The organism is Arthrobacter sp. 18067 (genome assembly GCF_902706295.1).
Classification (GTDB): domain Bacteria; phylum Actinomycetota; class Actinomycetes; order Actinomycetales; family Micrococcaceae; genus Arthrobacter.
Genome location: NZ_CACSJJ010000009.1, coordinates 1 through 24,557 on the forward strand (window position 1 = coordinate 1; position 24,557 = coordinate 24,557).

16 protein-coding genes and 2 tRNA genes are annotated in these 24,557 nt (G+C 62.0%); 7 read left to right on the forward strand and 11 right to left on the reverse strand.

What is annotated here, in order from left to right:
- Window positions 1-252: 252 nt before the first annotated feature.
- Entirely contained in the window at window positions 253-1,041 is a 789-nt protein-coding gene (locus GVL04_RS10340; RefSeq protein ID WP_159703547.1) for a PspA/IM30 family protein, read from the forward strand.
- 96 nt (window positions 1,042-1,137) lie between these two features.
- Here the strand turns inward: GVL04_RS10340 and GVL04_RS10345 are convergent, their stop codons facing one another.
- The 5 genes from GVL04_RS10345 to GVL04_RS10365 form a co-directional block, all read right to left on the reverse strand.
- Window positions 1,138-1,938: a GntR family transcriptional regulator gene (locus GVL04_RS10345; protein ID WP_159703550.1), complete on the reverse strand. Its 801-nt coding sequence runs from the start codon at window positions 1,936-1,938 to the stop codon at window positions 1,138-1,140.
- A 141-nt stretch (window positions 1,939-2,079) separates the two neighbouring features.
- Window positions 2,080-2,153: transfer RNA gene (locus GVL04_RS10350), tRNA-Met, on the reverse strand.
- 207 nt (window positions 2,154-2,360) lie between these two features.
- Window positions 2,361-2,434, reverse strand: a tRNA-Met gene (locus tag GVL04_RS10355).
- 137 nt (window positions 2,435-2,571) lie between these two features.
- Window positions 2,572-5,568, reverse strand: a complete 2,997-nt coding sequence (locus GVL04_RS10360; protein WP_159703553.1) for a UPF0182 family protein — start codon at window positions 5,566-5,568, stop codon at window positions 2,572-2,574.
- Between the two features lie 126 nt (window positions 5,569-5,694).
- A complete protein-coding gene (locus tag GVL04_RS10365; RefSeq protein WP_159703556.1) occupies window positions 5,695-6,831 on the reverse strand; it encodes a PDZ domain-containing protein in 1,137 nt (378 codons plus the stop codon).
- A gap of 210 nt (window positions 6,832-7,041) precedes the next feature.
- Between GVL04_RS10365 and GVL04_RS10370 the strand changes: the two genes are divergently transcribed.
- Window positions 7,042-8,496 (forward strand): zinc-dependent metalloprotease, encoded by a 1,455-nt coding sequence (locus GVL04_RS10370; RefSeq protein WP_159703559.1) that lies wholly within the window; start codon window positions 7,042-7,044, stop codon window positions 8,494-8,496.
- 56 nt (window positions 8,497-8,552) lie between these two features.
- Here GVL04_RS10370 and GVL04_RS10375 read toward each other — a convergent pair whose 3' ends face one another.
- From GVL04_RS10375 to nudC, 3 genes are read right to left on the reverse strand one after another with little or no spacing between them, the layout of a single operon-like run.
- A complete protein-coding gene (locus GVL04_RS10375) occupies window positions 8,553-9,149 on the reverse strand; it encodes a M48 family metallopeptidase (protein ID WP_159703562.1) in 597 nt (198 codons plus the stop codon).
- Entirely contained in the window at window positions 9,149-11,281 is a 2,133-nt protein-coding gene (locus GVL04_RS10380; protein WP_159703565.1) for an ATP-dependent DNA helicase UvrD2, read from the reverse strand. The genes GVL04_RS10375 and GVL04_RS10380 overlap by 1 nt, the downstream gene beginning before the upstream one ends.
- On the reverse strand, window positions 11,278-12,267 hold the full coding sequence (gene nudC / locus GVL04_RS10385; RefSeq protein WP_159703569.1) for an NAD(+) diphosphatase: 990 nt from the start codon (window positions 12,265-12,267) through the stop codon (window positions 11,278-11,280). Before nudC ends, GVL04_RS10380 begins: the two co-directional genes overlap by 4 nt.
- Before the next feature lie 171 nt (window positions 12,268-12,438).
- On the opposite strand from nudC, the gene GVL04_RS10390 reads away from it, so the two are divergent.
- Entirely contained in the window at window positions 12,439-13,716 is a 1,278-nt protein-coding gene (locus GVL04_RS10390) for a macrolide 2'-phosphotransferase (protein WP_235036243.1), read from the forward strand.
- 21 nt (window positions 13,717-13,737) lie between these two features.
- Here the strand turns inward: GVL04_RS10390 and GVL04_RS10395 are convergent, their stop codons facing one another.
- From GVL04_RS10395 to GVL04_RS10405, 3 genes are read right to left on the reverse strand one after another with little or no spacing between them, the layout of a single operon-like run.
- Window positions 13,738-17,250 carry an ATP-dependent DNA helicase gene (locus GVL04_RS10395; protein WP_159703575.1) on the reverse strand — a complete coding sequence of 1,171 codons (3,513 nt, stop codon included), beginning with the start codon at window positions 17,248-17,250 and terminating at the stop codon, window positions 13,738-13,740.
- A complete protein-coding gene (locus GVL04_RS10400; protein WP_159703578.1) occupies window positions 17,247-20,573 on the reverse strand; it encodes an ATP-dependent DNA helicase in 3,327 nt (1,108 codons plus the stop codon). The genes GVL04_RS10395 and GVL04_RS10400 overlap by 4 nt, the downstream gene beginning before the upstream one ends.
- Entirely contained in the window at window positions 20,570-20,986 is a 417-nt protein-coding gene (locus GVL04_RS10405) for an MGMT family protein (protein WP_159703581.1), read from the reverse strand. Before GVL04_RS10405 ends, GVL04_RS10400 begins: the two co-directional genes overlap by 4 nt.
- A 65-nt stretch (window positions 20,987-21,051) precedes the next feature.
- Here GVL04_RS10405 and GVL04_RS10410 point away from each other — a divergent pair, with 65 nt between their 5' ends.
- The 4 genes from GVL04_RS10410 to GVL04_RS10425 all read left to right on the forward strand — a co-directional run bounded on the left by GVL04_RS10410 (window position 21,052) and on the right by GVL04_RS10425 (window position 24,546).
- Window positions 21,052-21,762: a 3'-5' exonuclease gene (locus GVL04_RS10410; RefSeq protein ID WP_159703584.1), complete on the forward strand. Its 711-nt coding sequence runs from the start codon at window positions 21,052-21,054 to the stop codon at window positions 21,760-21,762.
- A 322-nt stretch (window positions 21,763-22,084) separates the two neighbouring features.
- Entirely contained in the window at window positions 22,085-23,035 is a 951-nt protein-coding gene (locus GVL04_RS10415) for an ABC transporter substrate-binding protein (RefSeq protein WP_159703587.1), read from the forward strand.
- A 12-nt stretch (window positions 23,036-23,047) separates the two neighbouring features.
- Window positions 23,048-23,812 carry an amino acid ABC transporter permease gene (locus tag GVL04_RS10420; RefSeq protein WP_159703590.1) on the forward strand — a complete coding sequence of 255 codons (765 nt, stop codon included), beginning with the start codon at window positions 23,048-23,050 and terminating at the stop codon, window positions 23,810-23,812.
- Complete coding sequence (locus GVL04_RS10425; RefSeq protein WP_159703593.1) at window positions 23,809-24,546, forward strand: amino acid ABC transporter ATP-binding protein; 738 nt, start codon at window positions 23,809-23,811, stop codon at window positions 24,544-24,546. The genes GVL04_RS10420 and GVL04_RS10425 overlap by 4 nt, the downstream gene beginning before the upstream one ends.
- The last annotated feature ends 11 nt before the right edge of the window (window positions 24,547-24,557 follow it).

A 24,557-nucleotide genomic window follows, 5' to 3' on the forward strand; every position in this document is an offset into this window, starting at 1 on the left:
ACGTAAAGCTCATGGAATTTAGAAGTGGTATTAAAACTTTAAAAATCTTTTGTTACTGATAACCCCTTAGATTGGGAACAGTATTGTTTTTTTTTTTTTTTTTCAAGCAGAAGACGGCATACGAGATAGGAGTCCGTCTCGTGGGCTGGAGTGTGTATAAGAGACAGGTGGGGTCCATGCCCCGCATAGAAGCGGTACAACAACTGATCACTGACTTCAGTGGCACCACTGAGCAGGACGAAAGGCAACACCATGGTTAAGCAGTCCATTTTCGGTCGGATCTCGCAGCTCGCCAAGGCAAACATCAATGCCTTGCTGGACCAAGCTGAGGACCCGCAGAAGATGCTGGACCAGATGGTCCGCGACTACACGAACAACATTGCCGAGGCCGAGTCAGCCGTGGCCCAGACCATCGGCAATCTCCGGATGCTGCAGGCGGACTACAACGAGGACATCAAGAACGCCCAGGACTGGGGCAACAAGGCCCTCGCGGCATCCCGCAAGGCCGACGAGTACCGTTCCGCCGGCGACTCCGTTGATGCCCAGAAGTTCGACAACCTTGCCAAGGTGGCCATCCAGCGCCAGATGACTGCGGAGTCAGAAGCAAAGTCGGCTGAGCCCAGCATTGCGTCCCAGACAGAGGTCGTGGACAAGCTCAAGACCGGGCTTGACCAGATGAAGAACAAGCTCAACCAGCTGACGGCCAAGCGCAACGAGCTCGTGGCTCGCTCCAAGACCGCAGCGGCCCAGTCCCAAGTACACGACGCCCTCAAGAGCATCGACATCATGGACCCCACCAGTGAGGTGGGACGCTTCGAAGAGAAGATCCGCCGCGAAGAAGCCAAGGTCCTGGGCCAGCAGGAACTCGCCAGCTCCAGCCTTGACGCACAGTTCAACCAGCTCGAGGACCTCGGAGAGCAGACGGAGATTGAAGCCCGCCTTGCAGCTCTGAAGTCCGGTGGTTCCACGCCGGCCATCGGTGCCGGTGCTCCTGCTTCAACCGGCGCTACCCTCGACGAAGCCGACTTCGACAAGCTTTAGTACCCAGCGGGCGGAGTGCCTGTGACGTATCTCTGAACCATGGAAATGGGCCGGATCCTGGAGAGGATCCGGCCCATTTTCTTTGAATTCATATACTTATCCCGCCGGGGATTGCACCACTGAATCCTGCCCTGGACTGACATCTGTTGCCACTTCGGCGCGGATCTCAAAACCCTTGGGATGGAAGTAGGTCACAGTACATTCCAGGACCTCGCCGTGAGGGCCCAGCGTCGTCCGCTCCAGTCGCGGCACCATAGCGAAGCCACGGACGTTGAGCGCGTCCGCAAGATGCTCCGGCGGCTCATGCATGGTGACTGTGATTTCCGCCCGCTGGAGCGGCTTCAGTGTCCTGTCCTGGATGACTTGGTAGATGGAGTTCCGTTCGGCATCCGCAAGGCTGATGTGGCGTCCAATGTGCGACGGGATGAAAATCTCCGCAATGGCGTAAGGCCAGCCGGCACTTGAATAAGAACGGCGGATCACCAGGACGAGGTTGTCATCAGAGACCAGTTTGGCCGGCACTGACTTGTCCTTTTCCATCCACTTGTATTCGATGAGGCCCTTGACGGTCTTCATCCCTGCCGCCGTGAACGTCTCCATGAATGGCGCCAGGCGGTTCAGCATCTTGACGGGACGTTGGGCCATCACGAACGTCCCCTTGCCCTGCCTGCGGACCAGCAGACCCTTCACCACGAGTGTTTCGATCGCTTTGCGGACCGTGGTGCGGCTAATCCCGTACTCGTCCATCAAGGACTCTTCGGTGGGTATACGTGACCCGGGCTCTAAACGGCTGACCTGGTCCGTGAGAACGTCAGCCACCTGTTGGTAGACCGCAACTGGGCCGTCCCTTTGAAGGACTTCACGATTGAGGCCAGGGTTGAAGGCTTCATTGACCATTGGGCCGTCCCATCCATTTTCTTGCCTCAGCAATCCGGATCCGATGCTAGCACCGGTATGCCAGCTGCCTATTAACATGGGAAGCCGGCCTTAAAACAAAAGATCCGGATCAGTTATAACTGATCCGGATCTTTTCTCCAGTTGCGGGGACAGGATTTGAACCTGTGACCTCTGGGTTATGAGCCCAGCGAGCTACCGAACTGCTCCACCCCGCGTCGCAAGAACAACTCTACCGCACCTTCAGAGCGCCTCTGACCAAATGCCCGCAATGGTGCCGCAGATCACTTCCAGCGGGTGCGGCTTCCACTCGATCCTCGCAAACGACGGTGATCGGGTCCGCCGGTTTCGGGCAAAACAACCGCCGGTCTCGGGCAAAACAAAAGGTCCGGATCAGTAAATACTGATCCGGACCTTTTCTCCAGTTGCGGGGACAGGATTTGAACCTGTGACCTCTGGGTTATGAGCCCAGCGAGCTACCGAACTGCTCCACCCCGCGTCGCAAGAACAACATTACCGCCCGGTGAATGGGAGACCAAATCCTGGCTACGTGATGTGCATCTCCCCCATTGCGAAAGGGCCGGTGCCCGCTCCCGAAAAGGAGCGGGCACCGGCCCTTTGCTGTCGCTATCGCCGCTAGCTGCTCGGCGAAGGCGACGGTGTGGCGCTGGGAGTAGCTTCAGGCGTCGCCGTCGGAGCCGTTGCGGCGCCCAAACGTGTTTCCGCGTCCAGGGCCTTCTTCAAGGCTTCTGACAGCTTGGCCTGCTGGGCGCCGTAAGTGGCAAAGTCGCCCTTGGCCAAGGCAGCCTGACCATCCTGGATCGCCTTGTTGGCCTCGTCCAAGGCGGCCTTGAGGTCGGCCTTCGCGTCGGTCGGGCCAGTGGGCGGCGTAGTGGTACCCGGAGGCGCAGTGGGCGTTTGGCCGTTATTGTCCGCGTCGCCGGCTGTGGCACCGGAGTTGCCACCGAACAGTTGGTCAAGCGCTTCGTCCAGCGTGGGCGCGAAGCCGATCTTGTCACCGAAGGCCACCAGCACGCGCTGCAACGTCGGGTAGGACGTCTCACCGGTGGACTTCAGGTAGACGGGCTGCACGTAGAGAAGGCCGCCACCCACAGGCAGGGTCAGCAGGTTGCCGTTCAAGACGTCGGACGCTCCCTGTCGCAGGAGGTTCAATGCCTGGGACACGGTGGGATCAGAGTTGAACTTGTTCTGCGCCTGTCCAGGACCTGGAACCTGCGTATCGGTGGGAAGCTCCAGAAGCCGCAGCTTTCCGTAACTCTCCCCCTTAACGCCCTTCACGTTGCCAGCATCAGAGTCGGCAGCGAGGAAGCCATAGAGGATGTTCCTCGCACTGCCGTTTACCGTCTGCGGGATGAAGGACGACGTCAGCTGGAAGGCCGGCTTTTCCTGGTCAGGCATCTGCAGCGACATGTAGAACGGCGGTTGCTTTACAGCTTCCGAAACGGTGGGATCGTTCGGAACGCTCCAAGCATCGTTGTTCTGGTAGAAGCTGTCCGGGTCTGTCACGTGGTAGCGGCCAAGGAGTTCGCGCTGGACCTTGAACAGGTCCTCGGGGTACCGGACGTGGCTCATGAGGTCGCCGGACATCTCCGAGTACGGCTTGATGACGGTCGGGAAGACCTTCTGCCAAGCCTTCAGGATGGGGTCCTGATCGTCCCAGGCATAGAGGTTGACGGAACCGTCGTAGGCATCCACGGTGGCTTTGACCGAGTTGCGGATGTAATTCACCGAGCTGTTCGGCAGGGCAACTGTGCGGCCCGCGTTGGTCTGCGAGTCAGCAGTAGCGTTCTGCAACTGCTGCGGCTGGGAGTAAGGGAAGTACTGGCTGGTGGTGTAGCCGTCAACAATCCACTTCACGCGGCCGTCAACGACGGCCGGGTACGCGTTGCCGTCAACGGTCAGGTACGGAGCCAGCTTCTCGACGCGTTCGCGGGGATTGCGTTCATACAGGATCTGGGACTCAGCGTTCACACCATCGGACAGCAAGAGGTCCGACGACTGGAATTTGATGGAGTAAAGGATCCGGTTGAGCCAGTTTCCAACGTTGGGTCCACCGTTGCCGCTGAAGGTGTACTGGGTCTCTCCCCCACCCTCCCTGCCTGCCGGGCGGTCCTGCTCACGGTTCGGAGCACCGTCCGGTGCACCCACGATCGAGTACTCAGGAGAGTTCTCACCGAAGTAGATCCGCGGTTCGTACGTGGTGTCGTTGCCGAGGACGCCGTTGGAAGGGATACCTGACTGCAGGAACTCCGGCTTACCGTCAGCCGTAAACTTGTTGCCCTTGGCCGCGACCACGCCATAACCATGGGTGTAGACGATGTGCCGGTTGACCCAGGTCTGCTGGTTGGCGCTCAGTCCGTCCGGGTTCAGCTCGCGGACGGCAATCACGGTGTCCTGGACCTTGCCATCAACCATGTAGCGGTCAACGTTCAGGGTCTGGGGGAACTGGTAGTACGGGCGGTATTGCTCCAACTGGGCGAAGGCCGAAGAAATGAGGTTCGGGTCCAGCAGGCGGATGTTGGCCGTAGTTTGCGCATCGGCAGCGAGTGCGCCGGTAGTGGCGGTGGTGGTGGCGTTGTAAGCCGACACATCAATCTGGTCCAGGCCATATGCGGCACGCGTCATCTTGATGTTCCGGTCGATAAAGTCCTTCTCCAAGGTGTTTTCCGAGGGGCGTACCTGGAACTGCTGGATAACCCATGGGTAGACACCTCCGGCAAGGATGGCTGTGATGACCAGCATCGCGGTACCGATCACCGGCAGGCGCCAGCGTCCGATGATCGCCGCAATGATGAACAAGATGGCAACCAGACCCGCGGCAACTGCAAGGATTGCCTTGGTGGGAACCACGGCATTGACGTCCGTGTAGAGCGCGCCGGCCCAGCGGCCCGAATTGCTCTGCACGGTGGTGTACCGGTCAAGCCAGAAATTGATACCAAGCAGGATCAGGAAAAGGGCACCGGTCACGGCGATGTGGATCTGGGCAGCCCGGCTGGTGAAGATGCCGCGTTCCATCAGGCGGATACTGCCATAAAGGTAGTGGGTCAGGATGCCCGCGATACCGGCCACGACGGCGATGCTGATCAGGAACCCGGTGACGAAACCCAGGAACGGAAGCGACATCAGGTAGAAGCTGATGTCGAGGTTGAACAGCGGGTCCGTCTGGCCAAACGGCTCCTGGTTGAAGAACAGCAGTGCCTTCTGCCACTGGCTGGCCGCCGCACTGCCGGCGAAAAGGCCGAACAGGATGGGCAGGCCGATCATGACAACCCGGCGAACAGGCTCAAGCTGGGCCTGGTAGCGGTTGAGGTTGTCCCGCGACTCGGCGTCCGGCGCATAGACGGGGCGGGAGCGGTAGGCGATCCTGATGGCAAAGAAAACAGCAGCGAACATCATGGCGAAACCGATCAGGAATGTGATGATCCTGGCCAGGTTTTCACGTATATAGACTTCGAAGAAACCAAGCTGCTGGTACCAGAGGACGTCAGTCCACACATTGGCGAAGAAAATGAACCCGACGACGGCCACTGCCACGACAATGAGAGTCGGAGTAAGGGCACCTCGTCTCAGCGGTGATCTTCCGGGCGGGTTGGAGCTGGCGGGACGGGACAAACTCTGTACCTCATTGGTGTCAGTGAACAGTCGGTATGCGAGTGGTTGACATTCTCTGCCGCTGGGATATGGCGGAGGCCGTCATATATGCCACGAGTGGCGATGGAGCTAAGTTCCACCGCCAGTCTAGTTGTTTGTGCAGGTGGGAAGGCCCGTCGTGTCTTCTCCTGACCCGAGCCGCTCCACAGCGGAGGTGGCATCGGCCAGCGTTTCGACTTTGACAACCTGCAATCCATCGGGAACGTGGCCCACGACGTCAGCACAATTGGCGGCCGGAGCGAGGAACATGGTGGCTCCCTGATGCCGGGCTCCGATCATCTTCTGGGCGATCCCACCGATCGGGCCTACGGCGCCATCGGCGGTGATGGTGCCCGTACCAGCCACGTGCTTGCCGCCCGTCAGGTCTCCCGGGGTGAGGTTATCGATGATGCCGAGGGCGAACATCATGCCAGCGCTGGGTCCACCCACATTCTCCAGGGAAATGCTGACATCGAACGGGAAAGTGAAATCGCTGGCCAGAAGCACGCCCAGTACGTAGCGGTCAGCCGCATTCCTGGTGGGGGTGATGGTTACCGGGACGGGGGTGCCATTCCTCTCCACCACGACGACGGCCGGCGCCCCTGCACCGGCGGCCAGCTCACCCTGGATCACGCTCATGGAGGTAATGGCCTTGCCGTTAATGGACTTCAGGAGATCGCCTTCCTGAATTTTTCCTGCCGATGGTGATGCTTCCGAGAGACCGGCGACGTTCAGCTTCTGCTCGAACGGGATGTCCAACTCCCGCAAGGCCGCGGCGAACGCATTCTCTTGGGACGTCTCCATGGCAATCTCGCCCTCTTGCACCGTCTGCTCCGCGGTGGTGCCTTTGGGGTAGATGAGTTCCTCGGGATAGATGGCCTTTGAGCTGTCCAACCAGGCACGGAAGACATCGAAGATGGTGGCCGGGCTCTTGGGGCCGCCGGTCATGACGACGGTTGTGAGGTCCAGGTTTCCATTGGCAGGAAAAGACTCGCGGCCGGAAATGCTAATCACCGGCTTATCGCCGTCTTTGCCAAGGGTATTGAACGTGGGTCCAGCTGACTCGATCACATAGGGAACGGGCAGGGCCGCAGCGCCAATGCCTAGGCCCAGTGCCAGCAGGCCCGAGATCACCATGATCATGTACCTGGTGTCGCGGGGAGGTGCCGGAGGCACTGAGGAGGAATCGGCGTCGGGCGTTTGACGCGGATCCAATGAGCCCTCGGGGCTGGGCGAAGTAAGCATTGAGGCCTCTCTATGCCGGCATTGCGTGACCGGTTCCATGGCTCGCGCCGCCGAAGACGGCAGCGGCACATACCAAATATCAACACTACGCGGTCCGACCCTGCCCAGCCGCTTTGCCTACAGCGAACGACGCCGCATCCGGGCAGACAGCGTTCCGGCCGCGGGGTACGGTGAAAGAGATCACCAGCCAGTTCGACGATCGGCGGCACCATGACATCCAACCCCAACAATCCGTCCAACGACGACGACACTCCCAAGGATCCGCTGGCAGAAATGCTGCAGAACCTGATGGGTGGCCAGGGCATGGGCAACATCGATCCCGCCGAACTGGCCAAAGCCGCAGGCTTGCCCAACGACCCCCAACTGCTGCAGCAGATGTTCGCGCAGGTCCAAGCGATGATGAGTTCCACCTCCGAAGGCCCAGTGAACTGGCAGCTTGCCCACGAGAATGCCAGGCGGGTTGCAGCGGCCGGCAGCGATCCCTCCGTCAACGCCGTACAGTCCCGGGAGATCGACGAAGCCCTCAGGCTCGCCGAGCTTTGGCTCGACCCCGTAACCGATCTCTCGGCAACTGGCCTGATTGGCCGCGCGTGGTCACGGGCGGAATGGGTCGAAGCGACACTGGGTACGTGGAAGCGTCTGACCGAGCCAGTGGCGAACAGCGTCGCCAACGCCTTGTCCAACGCGTTGACCCAGCAGATGCCCGAGGAAATGAAGTCCATGATGGGCGGGGCATCGTCCATGCTGCAGAACATGGGCGGGGCAATCTTTGGCATGCAACTGGGACAGGCCATCGGCGCGCTGTCTGCAGAGGTTGTCAGCTCCACCGATATCGGAGTCCCCTTGGCGGACTTGGAAATGGCACTACTTCCGGCCAACGTCGCCAAGTTCGGCGAGGGCCTTAGCCTCCCCGAAAACGACGTCCGGCTCTTCCTCGCCGTTCGGGAAGCTGCGCATGCCCGCCTGTTCGTCCAGGTCCCTTGGTTGCGCGGACACCTGCTGGGTGCCATTGAGGCATACGCCCGCGGCATCCACATCGACATGTCCCGCATAGAAGACCTGGCCAGGGATCTTGACCCCAGCAACCCCGAGGGAATACAGGAAGCACTCTCTCAGGGCGTTTTCACTCCGGAACGCACTCCGGTTCAGACAGCCGCGCTGGAGAAGCTCGAAACCGCACTGGCGCTTGTTGAAGGCTGGGTGGACGAACTCACCGCTGAGGCTACCGACAAGGTCCTGCCCTCTGCGACCGCCCTCCGCGAAACCGTAAGGCGTCGTCGCGCCACTGGCGGACCCGCCGAACACGCCTTCTCGTCGCTTGTCGGGCTGGAACTGCGTCCGCGCAGGCTCAGGGAGGCTGCCACACTGTGGGCAACCCTGAAGGAAGAACGCGGCATCGCCGGTCGCGATGCCATCTGGCACCACCCGGACCTGCTGCCAACCGGTGAAGACCTCGACGACCCCAAGGGATTCTCCGAACGCCGGAGGCTTGCGGAAGCCAGTGACAGCGAGGTTGATGACGCCCTGCAGAAGCTGCTGAGCGGCGGCTACGATACCGAAGAAGCCCAGGACACCGACACTTCAGAAGCGTCTGATACCCAAGGCGATCCCGCCGGCAACGAACCTGAAACGGATGACACTGATCCGGAATCCCCAGCCAAATAAGTCCTCGTAAGCAACGGCCGCCATTCCAACGGCGGCCGTTGCTTCGTTAAGCTGCGTTAAGTCGTCGAGTCCGAATCTGCCGGGAGGCCTCGGGCCGTGGCAAAGGCAACGCCCTCCAGGAAGGCCTTCGCACGCTGGGTCTCGGGATAAGCCTCAACGAGCCGCCAGAAGTCGGCGTTGTGCCCAGCCACCAGCAAGTGCGCGAGCTCGTGCACCAGGACGTAGTCGATGACCCATTGCGGCATGGACTGAAGCTTGTTCGAGAGCCTGATGGTGCCATCCGCCGGAGTAGCCGAACCCCAGCGCGAGTTCTGGTTGCTGACCCAACGTACCGACGTCGGAACAGCCCGGCCGCCCAAGTATGTCCGCGAAAGGTGGGCGGCGTGCTCAGCCAATACCTCATCGGTGGCCGGACGGCGCTTGCCCCGGCCAGATCTTTGCTCGCCCTGTTTCTTCAACTTGGCCAGCATGCGGTGGACCCATTCCCGTTCCTGGGATTTGGTAAAGCTGGCCGGGATGGCCACAACAGCCTTGCCGTCTTCCCAGAAGGCTGCAACGGTCCTGCGCCGCCTGGCCGAACGACGCACGACTACTGGAGCACCGTCGTCGGTGACCAGTGGAATTTCTGCCGACCCGGCCGGTGGGCGCGGCATCAGAGGTCGCTGCTCTCAGCCAGGACGGCCAGGACTGCTTCGCCGTACCGTTCAAGTTTTGACGGTCCAATTCCAGCAAGGCCTGCCAGTTCCTCAAGGGAGGATGGCTTGGCCTCTGCGATCGCCGTGAGGGTGGCATCCGTGAAGACGACATACGCCGGGACATCGGCGGACTTCGCTTCATCCTTGCGCCACTGCCTCAACGCATCAAACGTTTGTTCCTCGTATGACGGGGGGCACTGGTTACAGCGCCCGACCTTGCGTTCGGCTCCGCTGGCGAGCATGCTTCCGCACACCCTGCATGACGCCGGTGCAGCAGCTTTACGGCGCGTGGGACCTGTCTTGCTGCGGGCGTTGGCCGATGCCACGGAATTTGGGCGAAGTCCGTCAAGGAACCGCGAGGGTTTGCGGTTTGCGCGGCCACCCGGCGTCCGGGCCGTGGACCAGGACAAATTGAGGTGCTCCCGTGCCCGGGTAATCCCGACATAGAGCAAGCGGCGTTCTTCATCCACGTCCTCAGGAGTGTCCGCAAAGGATATGGGCATGAGGCCTTCGCTGAGGCCCACCAGGAACACCGCATCCCATTCCAAGCCCTTGGCAGCGTGGAGGGAAGCCAGAGTGACACCCTGGACGGTGGGTGCATGTTGTGCCACCGAGCGTTCCTGGAGTTCATTGACGAATTCGGCCAAAGTGAAGGACTCCCCACGGCTGATGGCAAGTTCGTCCGCCAACGCGACCAAGGCAGCCAAGGATTCCCAGCGCTCCCGGAGGGCTCCCCCGCTGTGCGGTGCGGCATCCGTGTAGCCAAGCGATGCGACGATGTCCCGAACAATCTGTCCCAGTGCTTCTTGGGGCCCCTCGGCCACTGCCCTGGTTGCGGCCCTCAGCTGGAGGATGGCATCGCGGACTTCCTTACGCGCGAAGAACCGCTCGCCTCCCCGCAACTGGTAGCCGATGCCCGCTGAAGCGAGGGCTTGTTCGTAGGCCTCCGACTGTCCATTCGTGCGGAAAAGGATTGCGATCTCGCTGGCTTTGATTCCGGTGTTGAGCAGTTCCTGGATCCGGCCTGCCACCACAGCGGCCTCTGCTTCGTCGTCCGGGCATTCCATGAAACGCGGCTCCGGACCGGCTTGCCGCTGTGCGACGAGCTTGAGCGGCGGCGCCCACGCGGCATCGGCCACAGGTCCACCGCTTCGCCGGGAACCGAGAAGCTCGTTGGCCAACTTCACCACTTGCGGGGTGGACCGGTAATCGCGAATCAGTTTGACGACGGTTGCCCCAGGGAACTGGGCTTTGAAGCCTAGCAGGTGCTTGGGTGAAGCTCCGGTAAAGGAGTAGATCGTTTGGCTCGCATCGCCTACCACGCACAGCTCGTTGCGGCCGCCGAGCCACAAATCCAAGAGACGCTGTTGCAGCGGCGACACATCCTGGTACTCGTCCACCACGAAATGGCGGTACTGTTCGCGGACCGTTGCCGCCACTTTCGGATCCTCTTGGAGAATGCCCACCGTGATCAGGAGGACGTCTTCGAAGTCGATGACGTTGCGATCTGTCTTGATGTCCTCATATGCCTGGAACACCCTGGACACTGCCGTGAGGTCAAAGCCGCCAGGCGTTCCACGGTCCTGGGCGTTCTCGAGGTAGTTGGCCGGCGTCAGCATGGACACTTTGGCCCATTCAATTTCGGCGGCCAGGTCCCTGATGGTCGCACGATCAGTACTGAGCCGTAGCCTGCGCGAGGCTTCTGCGATCATGTTGGCTTTGTGGTCCAACAGGTTCGGCAAAGTACCGCCGATGGCCTGCGGCCAGAAGAACTGCAACTGCCTCAGGGCAGCTGCGTGGAAGGTACGGGCTTGGACGTTTGCCACCCCGAGGTCGCGAAGCCGGCTGCGCATTTCGGCCGCGGCCCGCGCCGTAAATGTCACTGCAAGCAGGCGCTGCGGGCTGTAAACGCCGGAGTGGACTCCATAGGCAATGCGGTGGGTGATGGCACGCGTTTTCCCCGTGCCAGCACCCGCGAGGACGCACATCGGCCCCGTCAGGGTACTTGCTACTTCCCGCTGTTCGTCATCCAAGCCGCCGAGGATGCGTTCCTCAAGTGAACCGCCGGCGTCGAAAATGTCTTCGGTCACGGCTGAAAGTCTTCGATGACGCCGCCGTACCAATGTTCAATCAGTGAACGCGCAATGGACAGGCGCGTGGAGATGGTGATCTCGCCGTTGGAGACTGCTTCCTGAAGCTCTTCGCGGCTGAACCAGCGCGCCCTGGTGACTTCAACGCCGTCCGGCCTGGCAACCGTGTCTTCTGTGACGGCGGTGAAGCCCAACATGAGTGAGGCAGGGAACGGCCAGGATTGCGAACCGAGATACTGGCATGCCGATACACGGACGCCCACTTCTTCGCCGATTTCACGGACAACAGCCTGCTCCAGCGATTCACCGGGCTCAACAAAGCCGGCAAGCGTGGAATAGTTCCTGGCGTCTGTGGGACCGCCGCCGCCCAGAAGGATGCGGCCGTCAGGTCCAACAACCGTGACGATAATTGCAGGGTCGGTTCGCGGATAGTGCTCGGAATTGTCCCGGGGACAACGGCGCACCCACCCCCCGGCCTCGACGTCCGTGGGATTGCCGCACTGAGGGCAATGCGTGTGTGTCGCGTGCCAGTTGGAGATTGCGCTGGCCTCGATGAACAAGGCGGTGTCATTGGCGTCCAAACGCGCCGCGACATCCCGGAAGCCAGCCCAATGGGCGTCCGCAGGCACCGTCGCGGTGCCCGGTGACGGAGGTTCAGCAACCGTGAAAAGCAGAACGGACGTGCCTTCCGGCAAAGAAGAAGGTCCCAAAGTAGTGCCCAGATAAATGGCCGCGGCAGCACCGCCGTCGGCTCCTTTGAGGGCGTTCCACAGCGGCGTGGCATCCCCGAACCAGAGCCCATCGGCAGTCACCAGCGCCTTACGTTGGGAGATCACCATGGCCTTTGCCGTCCCGGAGGCAATGAGATCTTCCACCATGCCGGGCTTCATTCGGACCCCGGAGCCGCGATCCACCATGGCAGGGCGCACTGGAAGAACAGTGTCCATCAGGTGGTTGGCCAGCGCCCGCGACTCCGTATAACTCATGTATCTACCGTACTGACTCGTACCGACAAAAAACATTTGGAAGGGCCCCGCCCTGTGGATGCGTCATTACCGGACTGCCAGGGAGGCGAAATTGCCTTGTTTTGCTGTGGATCTGAAGACTCGCCGCACTGCATCATGGCCACAGGGCACACTCAATCTACCGTGGAGAACGTGAGAAGAACACCGCTCGAACTGGCCGCCATAGCAACTGCGGCGGTGCCTGGCCTGGCGCCGACGGCTACAGCCTTTTCCCCCGACGACGACGCCGATTTCGACTCGGCGCTGCTGCTCGACTCGGAAGGCAAGCGCTGGCGGGTCCGTTGCCCACGCCATCCGGAAGCCAGCACGCGGCTGGAGACCGAGTTCATGGTGCTGCGTGCCTTCGCACCTGCCATCCGTGCCGAGCTGCCCTTCCACGTGCCAACCATCGCCGGCACTGTGCGTCAAGGCGCCCTCACCACGTTTGTCTACGCGCACTTGCAGGGCTCGATGCTGTCCATCGAAGAACTCTCCGCAGGCAGCCCCGCCCTGGCTCAGGAGATCGGGGCAGCCCTTGCCGCCATTCACGACCTCCCGTTGACCCTTGTGACCAACGCGGACCTGCCGAGTTACTCTGCCAATGAATTCCGGCAGCGCAAACTCAATGAACTGGACCAAGCGGCAACCACCGGGAAGATCCCGGCCACTCTCCTCCGTCGTTGGGAACACGCCCTCGAAGACGTTGCCCTCTGGCGGTTCAATACATCCGTGGTCCACGGGGATCTCCATGAAGACAACCTCATGGTGCAGGATGACTCCGTAACTGCCTTGACGGGGTGGACCGACCTCCGGATTGGTGATCCTGCGGACGACTTCGCGTGGCTTGTTGCGTCCAATGAGGCCACGTTCGTTGATGCCGTCCTGGCCCATTACACCCAGGCACGCCGGGAGACCCCGGATGTCCACCTGCTCCGCCGTGCAGCGCTGCTGGCAGAATTCGCCCTCGCCCAGTACTTGGTCAAGGCCATGGCGGCCGGACACCAGAGCATGACCGCCGAAGCTGAGTCCATGCTCCAAACACTGGCCGACGACATCGAGGAGCAGGCGCGACGCGAAGAAGAAGCCGCTCAAGCGGCCGAGGAAGAGGCGGCTGTGCTGCAGGCGCCTGAAACTCCGGCCGGCCAGCAGCTTCCCGTCAGCGTAGCGGCAATTCCCGACGCCGGTCCAACAGTTACGGTGGCGGCCATACCGGCCGCTACGGCGACGGTTGCGGGGCCTTCCGAGCAGTCTCTTCCGTCCATCCCGGAGGGAAGCGGCGGACCGGAATCAGCCGTCGACACCGGGGACGGTGAAAGGTCCGCACCATTGGAGGGCCGCGATTCCGCTGACACGGTGGACCCGGATGACACGTCCACGGCCGCGATCAGCGTGGTCAATGTGACACCGCTCCATGCGGCCGAGAGGTCCTAGCTTTAACGGCGGTCCAGCCCTCTATCCGGCACTCTCCAACGCCCTCGCGACAATCTGCTCCAGTTCTTCGGCGCTGCCCAAGTCGTGCGGCCGCACCACTGAGTCGTCCGCGACGTAGTAGAACGCAGCACTGACGTCTTCAAGGGGCACGCCCTTGAGCCGGGCCCAAGCGAGCCGGTATACAGCCAGCTGTACCGCCCGGGTCGCCAACTGCTGACCCGCTGGACGTCGTCCGGTCTTCCAGTCGATGAGCTGCCAGCGTCCATCGGCGTCACGGAACACTGCATCGATGCGTCCACGGACTACGACGTCGCCAATCCGGGTTTCCACCGGCACTTCGACGAATGCGGGCGCGCGCTGTGCCCACTCGGACTGTTTGAAGGCCGCCACCATGTCCTCCAAGCCGTATGCCTCGTCGATGTGGGAGTCCGAGCCTGGCGCCTCGTCGAGGTCGAGCATGCCCGTGGTCCCGAAGTACTCCTCAACCCACGCATGGAAGGCCGTACCTTTGCGGGCTGAAATGCCGGGTTCGCGGGGAACCGGCCTGCGGAGTTGGCTAAGGACGGCAGCCGGGTCGGCACCGAGGTCCACGAAAAGCGAGGCCGAAATGTGGCTCGGCAGGTGAACATCCTGAACTGACTTACGTTGCTGTTGGCGGTCCAGCAGGAGTTCTGCCTCCTGGGACCATTTACGGGCAGGGCCACTAAGCTCCGGGGAGGGTGCCTGGCCCAGGGCATCACCGATGTACGCACGGACCCTTGCCGCCGCTTGATCCATGGCCAGCCTGCGCCCTGGGACCAACCTGAGGCGGGCGCCGCTCCGGGGATCCGAAGGACCTTCGAGGGGATCATACGGGAAGCCGGCGACCTCAAGCGCTGCGGTCAGAGGGCTCTCCTCGGGGAGTGCTTCCTCGGCTACAGATTCCGGATGGACCACTGCACAGCCGGGCGCGTGGGAGCAGCTGGCACCGCTCTCGGGGTCGACTCCGGCAAGCGGGGCCAGCTCGGAGAGGAAGGCAGACATACCGGCCATGCCTGAGCGGGAGCCGTTCCAGGCCGCGCTGGAGACCCACAAGACGAATTTCGCCCGTGTGTAGGCGACATAGGCGAGCCTCCGTTCCTCGGCCTCGCCATGATGCTGGACTTCGGACTTGAAATCCTTCTCCGCGTCCAGCCACCCTTTTTGGTCAGGCTGGTCGAGGTCCCACTGGGGGAGGTCGGCGCGGTCACCCCGCAAAGGCCACGGCAACGCAGCGGCTCCGCTGCTCCATCGCGAATCCCTGCTGCTGGGGAACGAACCTGCGTTGAGGCCGGGGACGAAGACAACGTCCCATTCCAAACCCTTGGAGGCGTGCACCGTCAGCAATTGCACGGCCTCCCGGTTGGTTTCGACGGGTGCAACGTCCAGGCCGCCCTCCTCGGAGGCCGCAGCCTCGAGCCACGACAAGAATGCCAAGAGATCGATGCGCTGGGATGTCTGAAGGAATCCGGCCGCGGCATCTTGAAAGGCGTCAAGGTTCCGGCGCGCCTGGTGAATGCTGATTCCAGGCTTTGCCGCTACTTCAATGTCCAGGAGCATTGCGCGTTCCACCTCGCCGAGGAGAGTCGTGAGGTCGTCCCCGATGTAGCTCCTCAGGGAACGAAGTTCCGAGGCAAGTCTGCTCAGCCGCTCCAAGGCAGCAGCACTCAAGCTCCTCCCGTGCCCGGACGTCCAGCCCGCCCTAGGGAGGAAGTCCAGGGCTTCCACGAGGCTGGCGGCATCTGTAATGTCGCTCTCGACCACTACCGCCGCCGGTTCCTCGTTGTCATCTGTGGTTTCGGAGTGGGCGTCCGGAGCTGAACGGCGACGGGCAAGGAAGCGGGACCAGTCGCTGAACGCCATCAAGTCTGCCGGGCCAATCCGCCAACGGGCTCCAGCCAGCAGCCTCATCAAGGCATCGGAGCGTCCTGGATCGGCGAGGACGCGCAAGGTGGCCACCAGATCCACAATCTCCGGTGTGTCCAGCAAACCGCCAAGGCCCACGATTTCGTAGGCAATTCCCTGCAACTCAAACTCCCGGCGAAGGCACTCCATCTGCGCGCGCCTGCGGCACAGGACCGCCATGGTTGGCTTGACTGGCGTCCCGTCCTTCTCTTGCTCGAAGACCGTGCGCTGATAGCGGCGGACATCCCGGGCTACAACAGCGGCTTCATCCTCGTCCGTACCGAAACGGCCAATCACGACGCTGCCGTCGACCGCTGCCGGGCTCGGAACCAGCGGAGGGACAGAGACGCTGCCGGCCGTCCCCCTCTCCCCCGCAGGGCCATCCGATGCTGCTGCTTTGTTCAAGGGCGCTGCGATGGTGTTGGCAGCTTCAAGAATGTGCCGACCGTTCCGCCAGGCAGTAGTCAGGTACGACGTTGGGGCCACGGAATAGGCCTCAACACTCTCCGTGGGGTCCATGTTCCTGACGGGGAACTCCTGGACAAAATGGAAAAGCTGTCCGGCCGAGGCACCGCGGAACCCATAGATCGACTGGTTGGGATCACCCACCGCTGTGACGGCGTGTCCATGGCCGAAGAGCCGGGAGAAGAGAACCAGCTGGGCATGGGATGTGTCCTGGAATTCGTCCAGGAGCACCACTTTGTAGCGGGCCCTCTCCGTTGACGCCGCGAGGGGAATGTCACTCGCAATCCGGGCAGCGAGCGCCACGAGGTCTCCGAAATCGAGGACTCCGCGCTGCCGCTTCGCTTCCTGGTAGCGCACCACCATGTCTGCCACGCTGGCGCGGGTCCGGAGCATGGCTGCCAAGTCTGCAGCAGCCTGGGTCGGGTTCTTCTTTGCGCCGGCCACGTAGGGAAGCTGGCCAAAAATTTCTACACGTTCCAGGACCCAATCCCGCACGGAGCCAGGATCCTGCAGGTGTTCGGCGCACTCCCCGGCAAGTTGAATGACGGCATTGACGAGCGTTGACTTGGCCGCAGTGAAGTGCTCATAGTCGCCGTCGTACGCCTCGACAACTTCGCTGGCCAACTGCCAGGATTGTGCCCCGCCCAGCAGGACGACGTCGCGCTCGATGCCCAACCGCAGACCGTAGTCAGACACTATGCCGCTTGCATAGGAGTGGTATGTGGAGACCTTGGGTTCAAGGTCGTCAGCACCTACGAGTCCGTCGGGGAACCCGATGGTGCCGTCATCCTCGGCTGCAACTCGCTGGAGAGTGGCCAGCTTGGTCCGGATCCGGCTGGCCAGTTCCCCTGCGGCCTTGCGCGTAAAGGTCACACCAAGTACTTCCTCCGGACGCACCCAGCCGTTGGCCACGAGCCACACCACCCGGTCAGCCATCGTGGCGGTCTTCCCCGACCCGGCTCCGGCAATCACCAAACGCGGTGACAGCGAGGAGGCGATGATGTCCGACTGTTCGGAGGTGGGATGGTTCCTTTCGCCAAGAATGTCAGCAAGTTCATAGGGTGAAAAGCGGGGCTCCGGAACAGCTGCCACGCCCTGGGTGCCGGATGGAGCAGCGGCAAAGCCGTCCAAGAGCTCAGTTGTCATTCAGTGACCTGCTTTCCTCTGGCGCACAACGGGCAAATATCCGGGAGACGGCACCCATGGCCGCCATGCCCCCCTTTGCTGGGATCGTGCCGTGCTTCGAACGTGGCCCCGGCCATCAGGGCAGCAGCTTCGTTAACCAGGTTCTCTGCCCAATTGTCGGAAGGGTCCAACGGATCCTGCTGCTGCACCCCCGGACTCTTGGTCTTGGTCCCTAGTTGGGCCAGGACGGCACCCCCGGGGACAACGCCGTTCGGGGACCCGGCGAGGGGAACGGCGTCAGCCGTTGGTTTACCGGTTCCCGCATCCTGGAAGCCACCCCTGAGTACTGCCGCCTGATAGGCACCCAGTTGCGGGTGCTTGGCAACCTCGGCCTTCCCAGGTTGACGCTTTCCGGTCTTGAGGTCCACGATGACGAGCCTGCCCTCGGGATCGATCTCAAGGCGGTCCACCTGGCCACGGAGGACCGCGCGCCGGGTGGACTCCCCCTCACTTCCATCAGGGGTTGCCGCATCCACGCTGACATCAGGAAGCTGTACCTCAAAGTCGTGCTCTACCGCCAGCAGGCTTCTTCCGTCGTTGCGCATGATGAGAACGTACTGGGCCAACTTGCGGACCATCAGCTCCGCGCGTTGGAAGTCAAGCCTGCCTTCCCAGTTGTCCTTCATGCCCAACGTGGGCCAGCGGCGGACAAGTTCAGCGACGTACTCTGACCCCGAAGCATCGGGAAATTCCTGGGCAATACTGTGGACCAACGTTCCCAGGCTCCGTGCAAAATCTGTGGCAGCCTCACCTCCAGCGGCCTGGACAAACCAGTCCAGTGGCGACTTATGGACCGCTTCCACCTTGGATGGTGAGACAGGGACTGTTCCGCCGGGAGGAACAACAGGCTCCACGGAACTCAGGGGCGCCAAGCCCCACCAAGTGTCCGGGTGGGCGCCCGGAACAGGTGGTTCCGTACTTGCGAGCCGGGCCAGCAACCGCGCCGCCTCCTGCCCGGCGCCAGTATCGGAATCTTCGGACTGGGCATGTTGCCTCAGTTCCGCGACAAGTGCCCGTAGCGTCATGGGACGGTCCACTGGGGTGTACTCGCGCCTGTACTCGCCGGAATCCAGCGGTGCCACATAATCCAGGAAGGCAGAGGGTTGCTCATCCTCGGACGAAACGGCCGTGCAAATCAGGACCTCACGGGCGCGCGACACGGCGGTCGAAAAACTCCTGAGTTCGTCGTATCGGATATCCCGGAGCCTACTCAACGGTCCACGACGGACAGCGTAATCCACTCCATGCTCCACGGCGTCGGCATACAGCGTGCTCCCCAGGAGCTCACCACGTAAACGGGTATTGGGCCACACGCCCTCCTGGAGGCCGGCAACGATCACCACCGGCCATTCCCGGCCCGCTGCACTGGCCGGAGTCATGATCTCAACACAGGCCTCGAGCTGTGCCCGTGCGGCGAGAGTGTCCATGGGGAGTTCCTGGTTCAACAGATACTCCAGGAACTGTTCAGGACCGGATCCAGGCAATTGGTCGACGAAGCGTTCGGCTGTATGGAACAGGGCCATCATGGCGTCGAGGTCACGATCCGCCCGTGCGCCGGCGTTGCCTCCTTCAAGCGCCATTTCAGCCCATCGGGACGACAATCCGGTGGCCTGCCACAAGGCCCACAGAACAGACTCCGCATTGGCACCGGGCTCAGCGGCAGCCCCGCATCCAGCCGCTATCATGCGGGCCAGCCGGCGGGCCGAACTCCCTTCTATTCCCAGCGACGCCAAGGCCCCGGGCTGAAGCAGAGCCTCCACCAAGAGGGCGTCGCTGGATCGGCCGCCACCGCCCAGAAGTTCCTCGCGTCGGAGCGATTGCCTGAGCCTGCGCAATTCGATGGCAGTGGCTCCGCCTACACGCGATGTCAGGAGGGAAACTGCCGTTTCGGGAGTTAACTTAGCTGGGTCCAGGACAACCGCAAAGGTCTCCAACAGCGGACGGACAGCTACTTCGTCGCGGACGGCTGAGTCTGCCACCGGAACGCGTACCGGGATTCCCTGGCCGCTCAGGTAACGCTGCAGCTGCGAGATCTGTCCTCCGTTGCGCACTATCACCGCGATATCGCTGAAGTCCCGGTGTTCCCGTAACTGTGCTTCCAGAATCCGCTGGGCAACGTACCGCATCTCATGGACGGCGGACGGCAGCACATGCCCCTCCACACGGCCCTCGCCGGCCGGCGCGGGCTCCACCATTGGTGGCTGCTCCATCCTCCGGGCCAATTGACCACCGGAGCGCTGCGAAATTCGAGCTGCGACACGCGTCCATGCTTCAGCTACCTCGGGCCGGTGACGGTGGGTAACCCACAGCGGACATTCTTTAACTGCCTGCTGCAGGCCTCCCAACAGGGAAGGCAGCTCAGCGAGAAGGTCTGGACGTGCTCCGCGGAAGCCCTGCACGACAGTATCCGGGGAGTACGTCACCACAACGTCCTTGCCTTCGGATATATCGGCAAGAAGTTCGAAAATCGCGGGATTGGACTCCTGGGCGTCATCCACCAAAATGAGCTGGAGGCGTTCGCGTTCGGCTGCCAGGAAGGCCGGCGAATCCTGGAAGATCTGCCGCGCCGTGGTGATGATTCCCGCGGGGTCGAAGGCCTCGGGCATGCGCAGGTCCAGGACATCCCTGTATTCGCTGTAGAGCTCGGCCGCGGCCATCCAATCGGGACGTCCGCATTCATAGGCAAGCCCGACCAGGTCCTCCGCGGTACGGCCCGATTCAATGATGCGGTCGAACAGCTGACGGATCTCGTGGCGGAAGCCGCGGGTGGGAAGTGCCGCCGCGAGGTCCTCCGGCCAAGGCAACTGGAAACCGGGCCGTGAGTGCCCCTCGAGCAACTCCTTGATGATCAGGTCCTGCTCCGGTCCGGACAGAAGTTTCGGCGGCCTGGCCAGGGGCAGGACGCCTTCGGCTTTCGCCCGCCGGATGACATCGAAAGCGTACGACGCCCAGGTGCGTGCCGGCGTCGTACTGAGACTGCGGTCAAGCCTCCCCGTGAAGGTGTCCCGCAAGGCCGCGGCAGCATGCCGTCCAGGCGCGAGGATCAGTATCTGTTCAGCGTCCAGCCCATCCTCACGAACGCGTCGGACGGCGGATTCCACGAGCACGGTGGACTTGCCGGTTCCCGGGCCTCCGGGCACCAGCACTGGGCCGCTCCCCTGTCGGAGGGAAACGACTGCTTCTTGGTCCGGAGACAAAACGGGTGCCGTGTAGTGGGTCTCGCGCGGAGGCAGCAGGCGAAGAGCTGCCGGTACTTGGCGGGCTTTGGCAGGAGTCGCGGTCACACAGTCATTTCATCATCGGGCACCGACAATTTATGGAGTTGACGCTCCAACTGGTCGGAGATCACATCAAGTTGATCGAAATCGGCGTCCGTAGGCGCCCAGCGCGCGGCCGTCAGATCCACCCGCCAGCGGCCTTCGCCCGTCCTCTGGAATGCTTCGTAAGCGCCATGGAGGGGGGTCGATTCATCCAGGTAGTGCCGAAGGGCGTCAGCCTCGTGGCCGGGGGGCGCCTCCCCGCTTGCCCGAAGCACCCTCCACCAAGCCACCGAACTGCCATAGTGGCTCATGACTGCGCCAACTTGGCGGGGTCCACCGGCTCCCAGGAGCTCCGCGACGTCACCATAGGAGACCGCTGAACCCGACGGCACGAGGTCCACAACGGCCAGAACCGCCGTCACATACTCCATCCGCATGTGTTCAGCGTAACGGCAGGAGTGTCGCGCCCAATACTGTCGGGGCCACCCGGTAACTTGAAACCATGAGTTCCTGGAACACCCTCTCCCGCGCCGCATTCGACCTCGAGACCACCGGGAAGAACTCGCGTTCAGCCCGCATCGTCACCGCTTCCATCACAGTCGTGGACTCACACGGAGAGCTCATCGCCGAACATGAGTGGCTGGCCGATCCCGGCGTCGAAATTCCCCTCGAAGCCAGTGAAGTGCACGGAGTGACCACAGAAAAGGCCCGCGCTGAAGGCCGCCCGGCAGCGGAGGTAACGCGGGAAGTCGCCGCGGTTCTCCAGGAACTGTTCGACGCCGGTACTCCAGTCATCGCTTTCAACGCAAGCTATGACTTCACGGTCCTGGCCGCCGAATCCGCCCGCTACGGCGTCCCGCAACTGAGCCGTTTCCCAGTTCTGGACCCGTACGTCATGAACAAGCAAGTTGACCGCTACCGCAAGGGCAAGCGCACCCTGACCGCCCTGTGCGAGGAATACGGAGTGGACCTGGCCAACGCGCATACCTCTGCTGCGGATGCGCTTGCCACCCTCCGCGTCTTGGATGCCATGGCCGGCAAATTCCCCAAACTCCAGATGCCGGCATCCACGCTGCATCAGCTCCAAGTAGACTGGGCCGCGTCACAGGCCGCCGATTTCCAGCAGTACTTGCGGCGCAGCAAACCCACGGCAGTCATCGAAGGCGAATGGCCGGTACTTCCGCCCGAGGACGCAAGCCGGGGCGGCTTCTAAGTCGGAAACATCCCGCACGTTACTTTCTGCGACGCAAGTCACAGCAATTTCGGGAACCTCCAACCTGGGCTTGGTCGTGCGTGGATTCCATGCGGAGAGCTGCCCTCGGAATAGTCCGGAGCTCGGAGGCCTTCAGGCGGGAAGTTTATTCGGACAAATTGAGTGTGAGCAACCATTTGTTCGATTCACCGTGCGCTAGCGGGCTGGTGACATAATTAAGTTTGGCGGGTTGAAGTCTGCTACGGCGGCCAACCTTCTTTCGGTTGCCGAATTCCCCGCCCACCGCGAAACGTCTCCGTGACCCGATGAAAGTGATTTCTTTATGAAATTCAAAGCTCCTAAGTGGCTGTCTGTTGCCCCCGTGGCCGCAGCCCTGGTGATTTCCCTGGCAGCATGCGGCGGAGGCTCCTCCGAGCCCAGCGGCTCCCCCACCGACGCCCTCGCCGGCAGTGACCAGCAGACGCTGGACAAGTTCACCACCGCCGACGTCACGCCGCTGGACAAGATCGACAAGTCCAAGCTCGGCCTCATCACCGACGGCACCTTGCGCGTGGGCACACTTTCCGACGCTCCGCCGAACATCTTCATCGATCCGTCCGGCAAGTTCACCGGTTACGACAATGAACTTCTCCGTGCCATCGGCGACAAGCTCGGCCTCAAGGTCGAGTTCGCTTCCACGGACTTCTCGGCACTCCTGTCACAGGTTGCGAACAAGCAGTTCGACGTTGGATCCTCGTCGATCTCCACCACTGACGCACGACGCAAAACCGTCGGATTCACCAACGGCTACGACTTCGGCTACATGGCTGTCGTCACCAAGAACGACTCCGCCATCAAGGGCTTCGCTGACATCAAGGAAGGCCTGCGGGTTGGCGTTGTCCAGGGCACCGTCCAGGATGACTACATGACGAACACCCTCAAGATTGAGCCCGTTCGCTTCCCGGACTACAACACCGTATATGGCAACGTGAAGAACGGCCAGATCGACGCTTGGGTAGCACCTTCGCAGCAGGCTGAAGGCCAGGTCAAGGAAGGCGACAACACCAAGATCGCCGAGAAGGTTGTCAACACCCAGAACTTCACCGCCTACGCAGTGAACAAGGACAACCAGCCGCTGATCGATGCTTTGAACTCCGGCCTCGACGCCGTGATTGCTGACGGCACCTGGGCCAAGCTCACCGCTGAGTGGTACAAGGACCGTCCGACGGCTGCCGAGCAGACCCCGCAGGGCTGGACGCCGGGCAGCAAGGCCGTCCAAGTCCCCGCCAAGTAACCCGGGCGTTCCATGGATATCCTCAATCAACTGGCCGACACCTTCTTTGACTGGGAGGCGATGGGCCAAGTCATCCCCAAGATGTTCGCCATCGGCCTTCCGAATACGCTGATCCTGGCTGTCACATCGGGCATCATCGGAACGGCGATCGGAATGCTGCTTGCCCTGATGGGGATCTCCCGGAACGCAGCAGCCCGGTGGATTGCCCGCATCTACACGGACATTCTGCGCGGCCTTCCTCCCGTTCTGACCATCCTGGTGATCGGTTTCGGCTTCGGTCCCGTTATCCGTGAACTGACCGGTTCCACGAGCCCGTACCCCATGGCGATTGCTGCATTGTCCTTGATGTCCGGTGCGTACATCGGCGAGATCTTCCGCTCCGGCATTCAGAGCGTGGACAAGGGCCAACTCGAGGCAACCCGCGCTTTGGGGTTCAGCTACGGTTCGTCCATGCGGCTGGTGGTGGTGCCCCAGGGTATCCGCCGCGTCCTTCCGGCGCTGGTCAACCAGTTCATCGCGTTGATCAAAGAATCGTCATTGGTCTTCATGCTTGGCTTGCTGGCAACGGAGCGCGAGATCTTCCAGATCGGCAAGGACGCCGCTGCCAACAGCGGCAACCTGTCGCCGTATGTAGCTGCAGCGATCTTCTATCTGGCATTGACCATCCCGCTCACTCACTTCGTGAACTGGATTGATGCCCGAATGCGTGCCGGCCGACCCGAGAAGAAGGAACCGGACGAAGCAGCAGCCGTCGTTGGAAAGGGAGCCCAGGCATGAGCGAATTCGCTTCAGGAACGTTGTCTGCGAAGAACATCCACCTGTCGTTCGGCAGCAACCATGTATTGCGCGGCATTGACCTCCACGTCGAGAAGGGCACCACGGCCTCCGTGATCGGTCCTTCGGGCTCGGGAAAGTCAACCCTTCTCCGTGTGATGAACCGGCTCATCGAGCCGGATCAGGGTGACATTCTCCTGGATGGCCGTTCCGTTCTCAAGGACAACCCTGACGAACTGCGTCGCCGGATCGGCATGGTCTTCCAGCAGTTCAACCTGTTCCCGCACAAGACGGTTGCCGAGAACATCTCCCTCGCCTTGCGCAAGCTCCGCGGCATGTCCAAGGAAGAGGCACGGGATGAGGCCCTGGCCCAGCTCGACTTGGTCGGTCTGAAGCACAAGGCCGATGCCCGTCCCGCCAACCTGTCCGGAGGCCAGCAACAGCGCGTGGCCATCGCCCGCGCGTTGGCTATGAAACCGGAGGTCATGTTCTTCGACGAAGCAACATCCGCTCTGGACCCCGAACTGGTTAAGGGCGTTCTCGCCCTCATGACGGATCTGGCCCAGGGAGGTATGACCATGGTGGTGGTCACCCACGAGATGGGTTTCTCCCGCAATGTCTCGGACATCGTCACCTTCATGGATGCGGGCGTAGTGGTGGAATCCGGCCCTCCGGAGCAACTGTTCACCGACCCCAAGACGGAACGTCTTCAAGGCTTCCTTTCGGACGTCCTCTAGCCCGGAGCAGT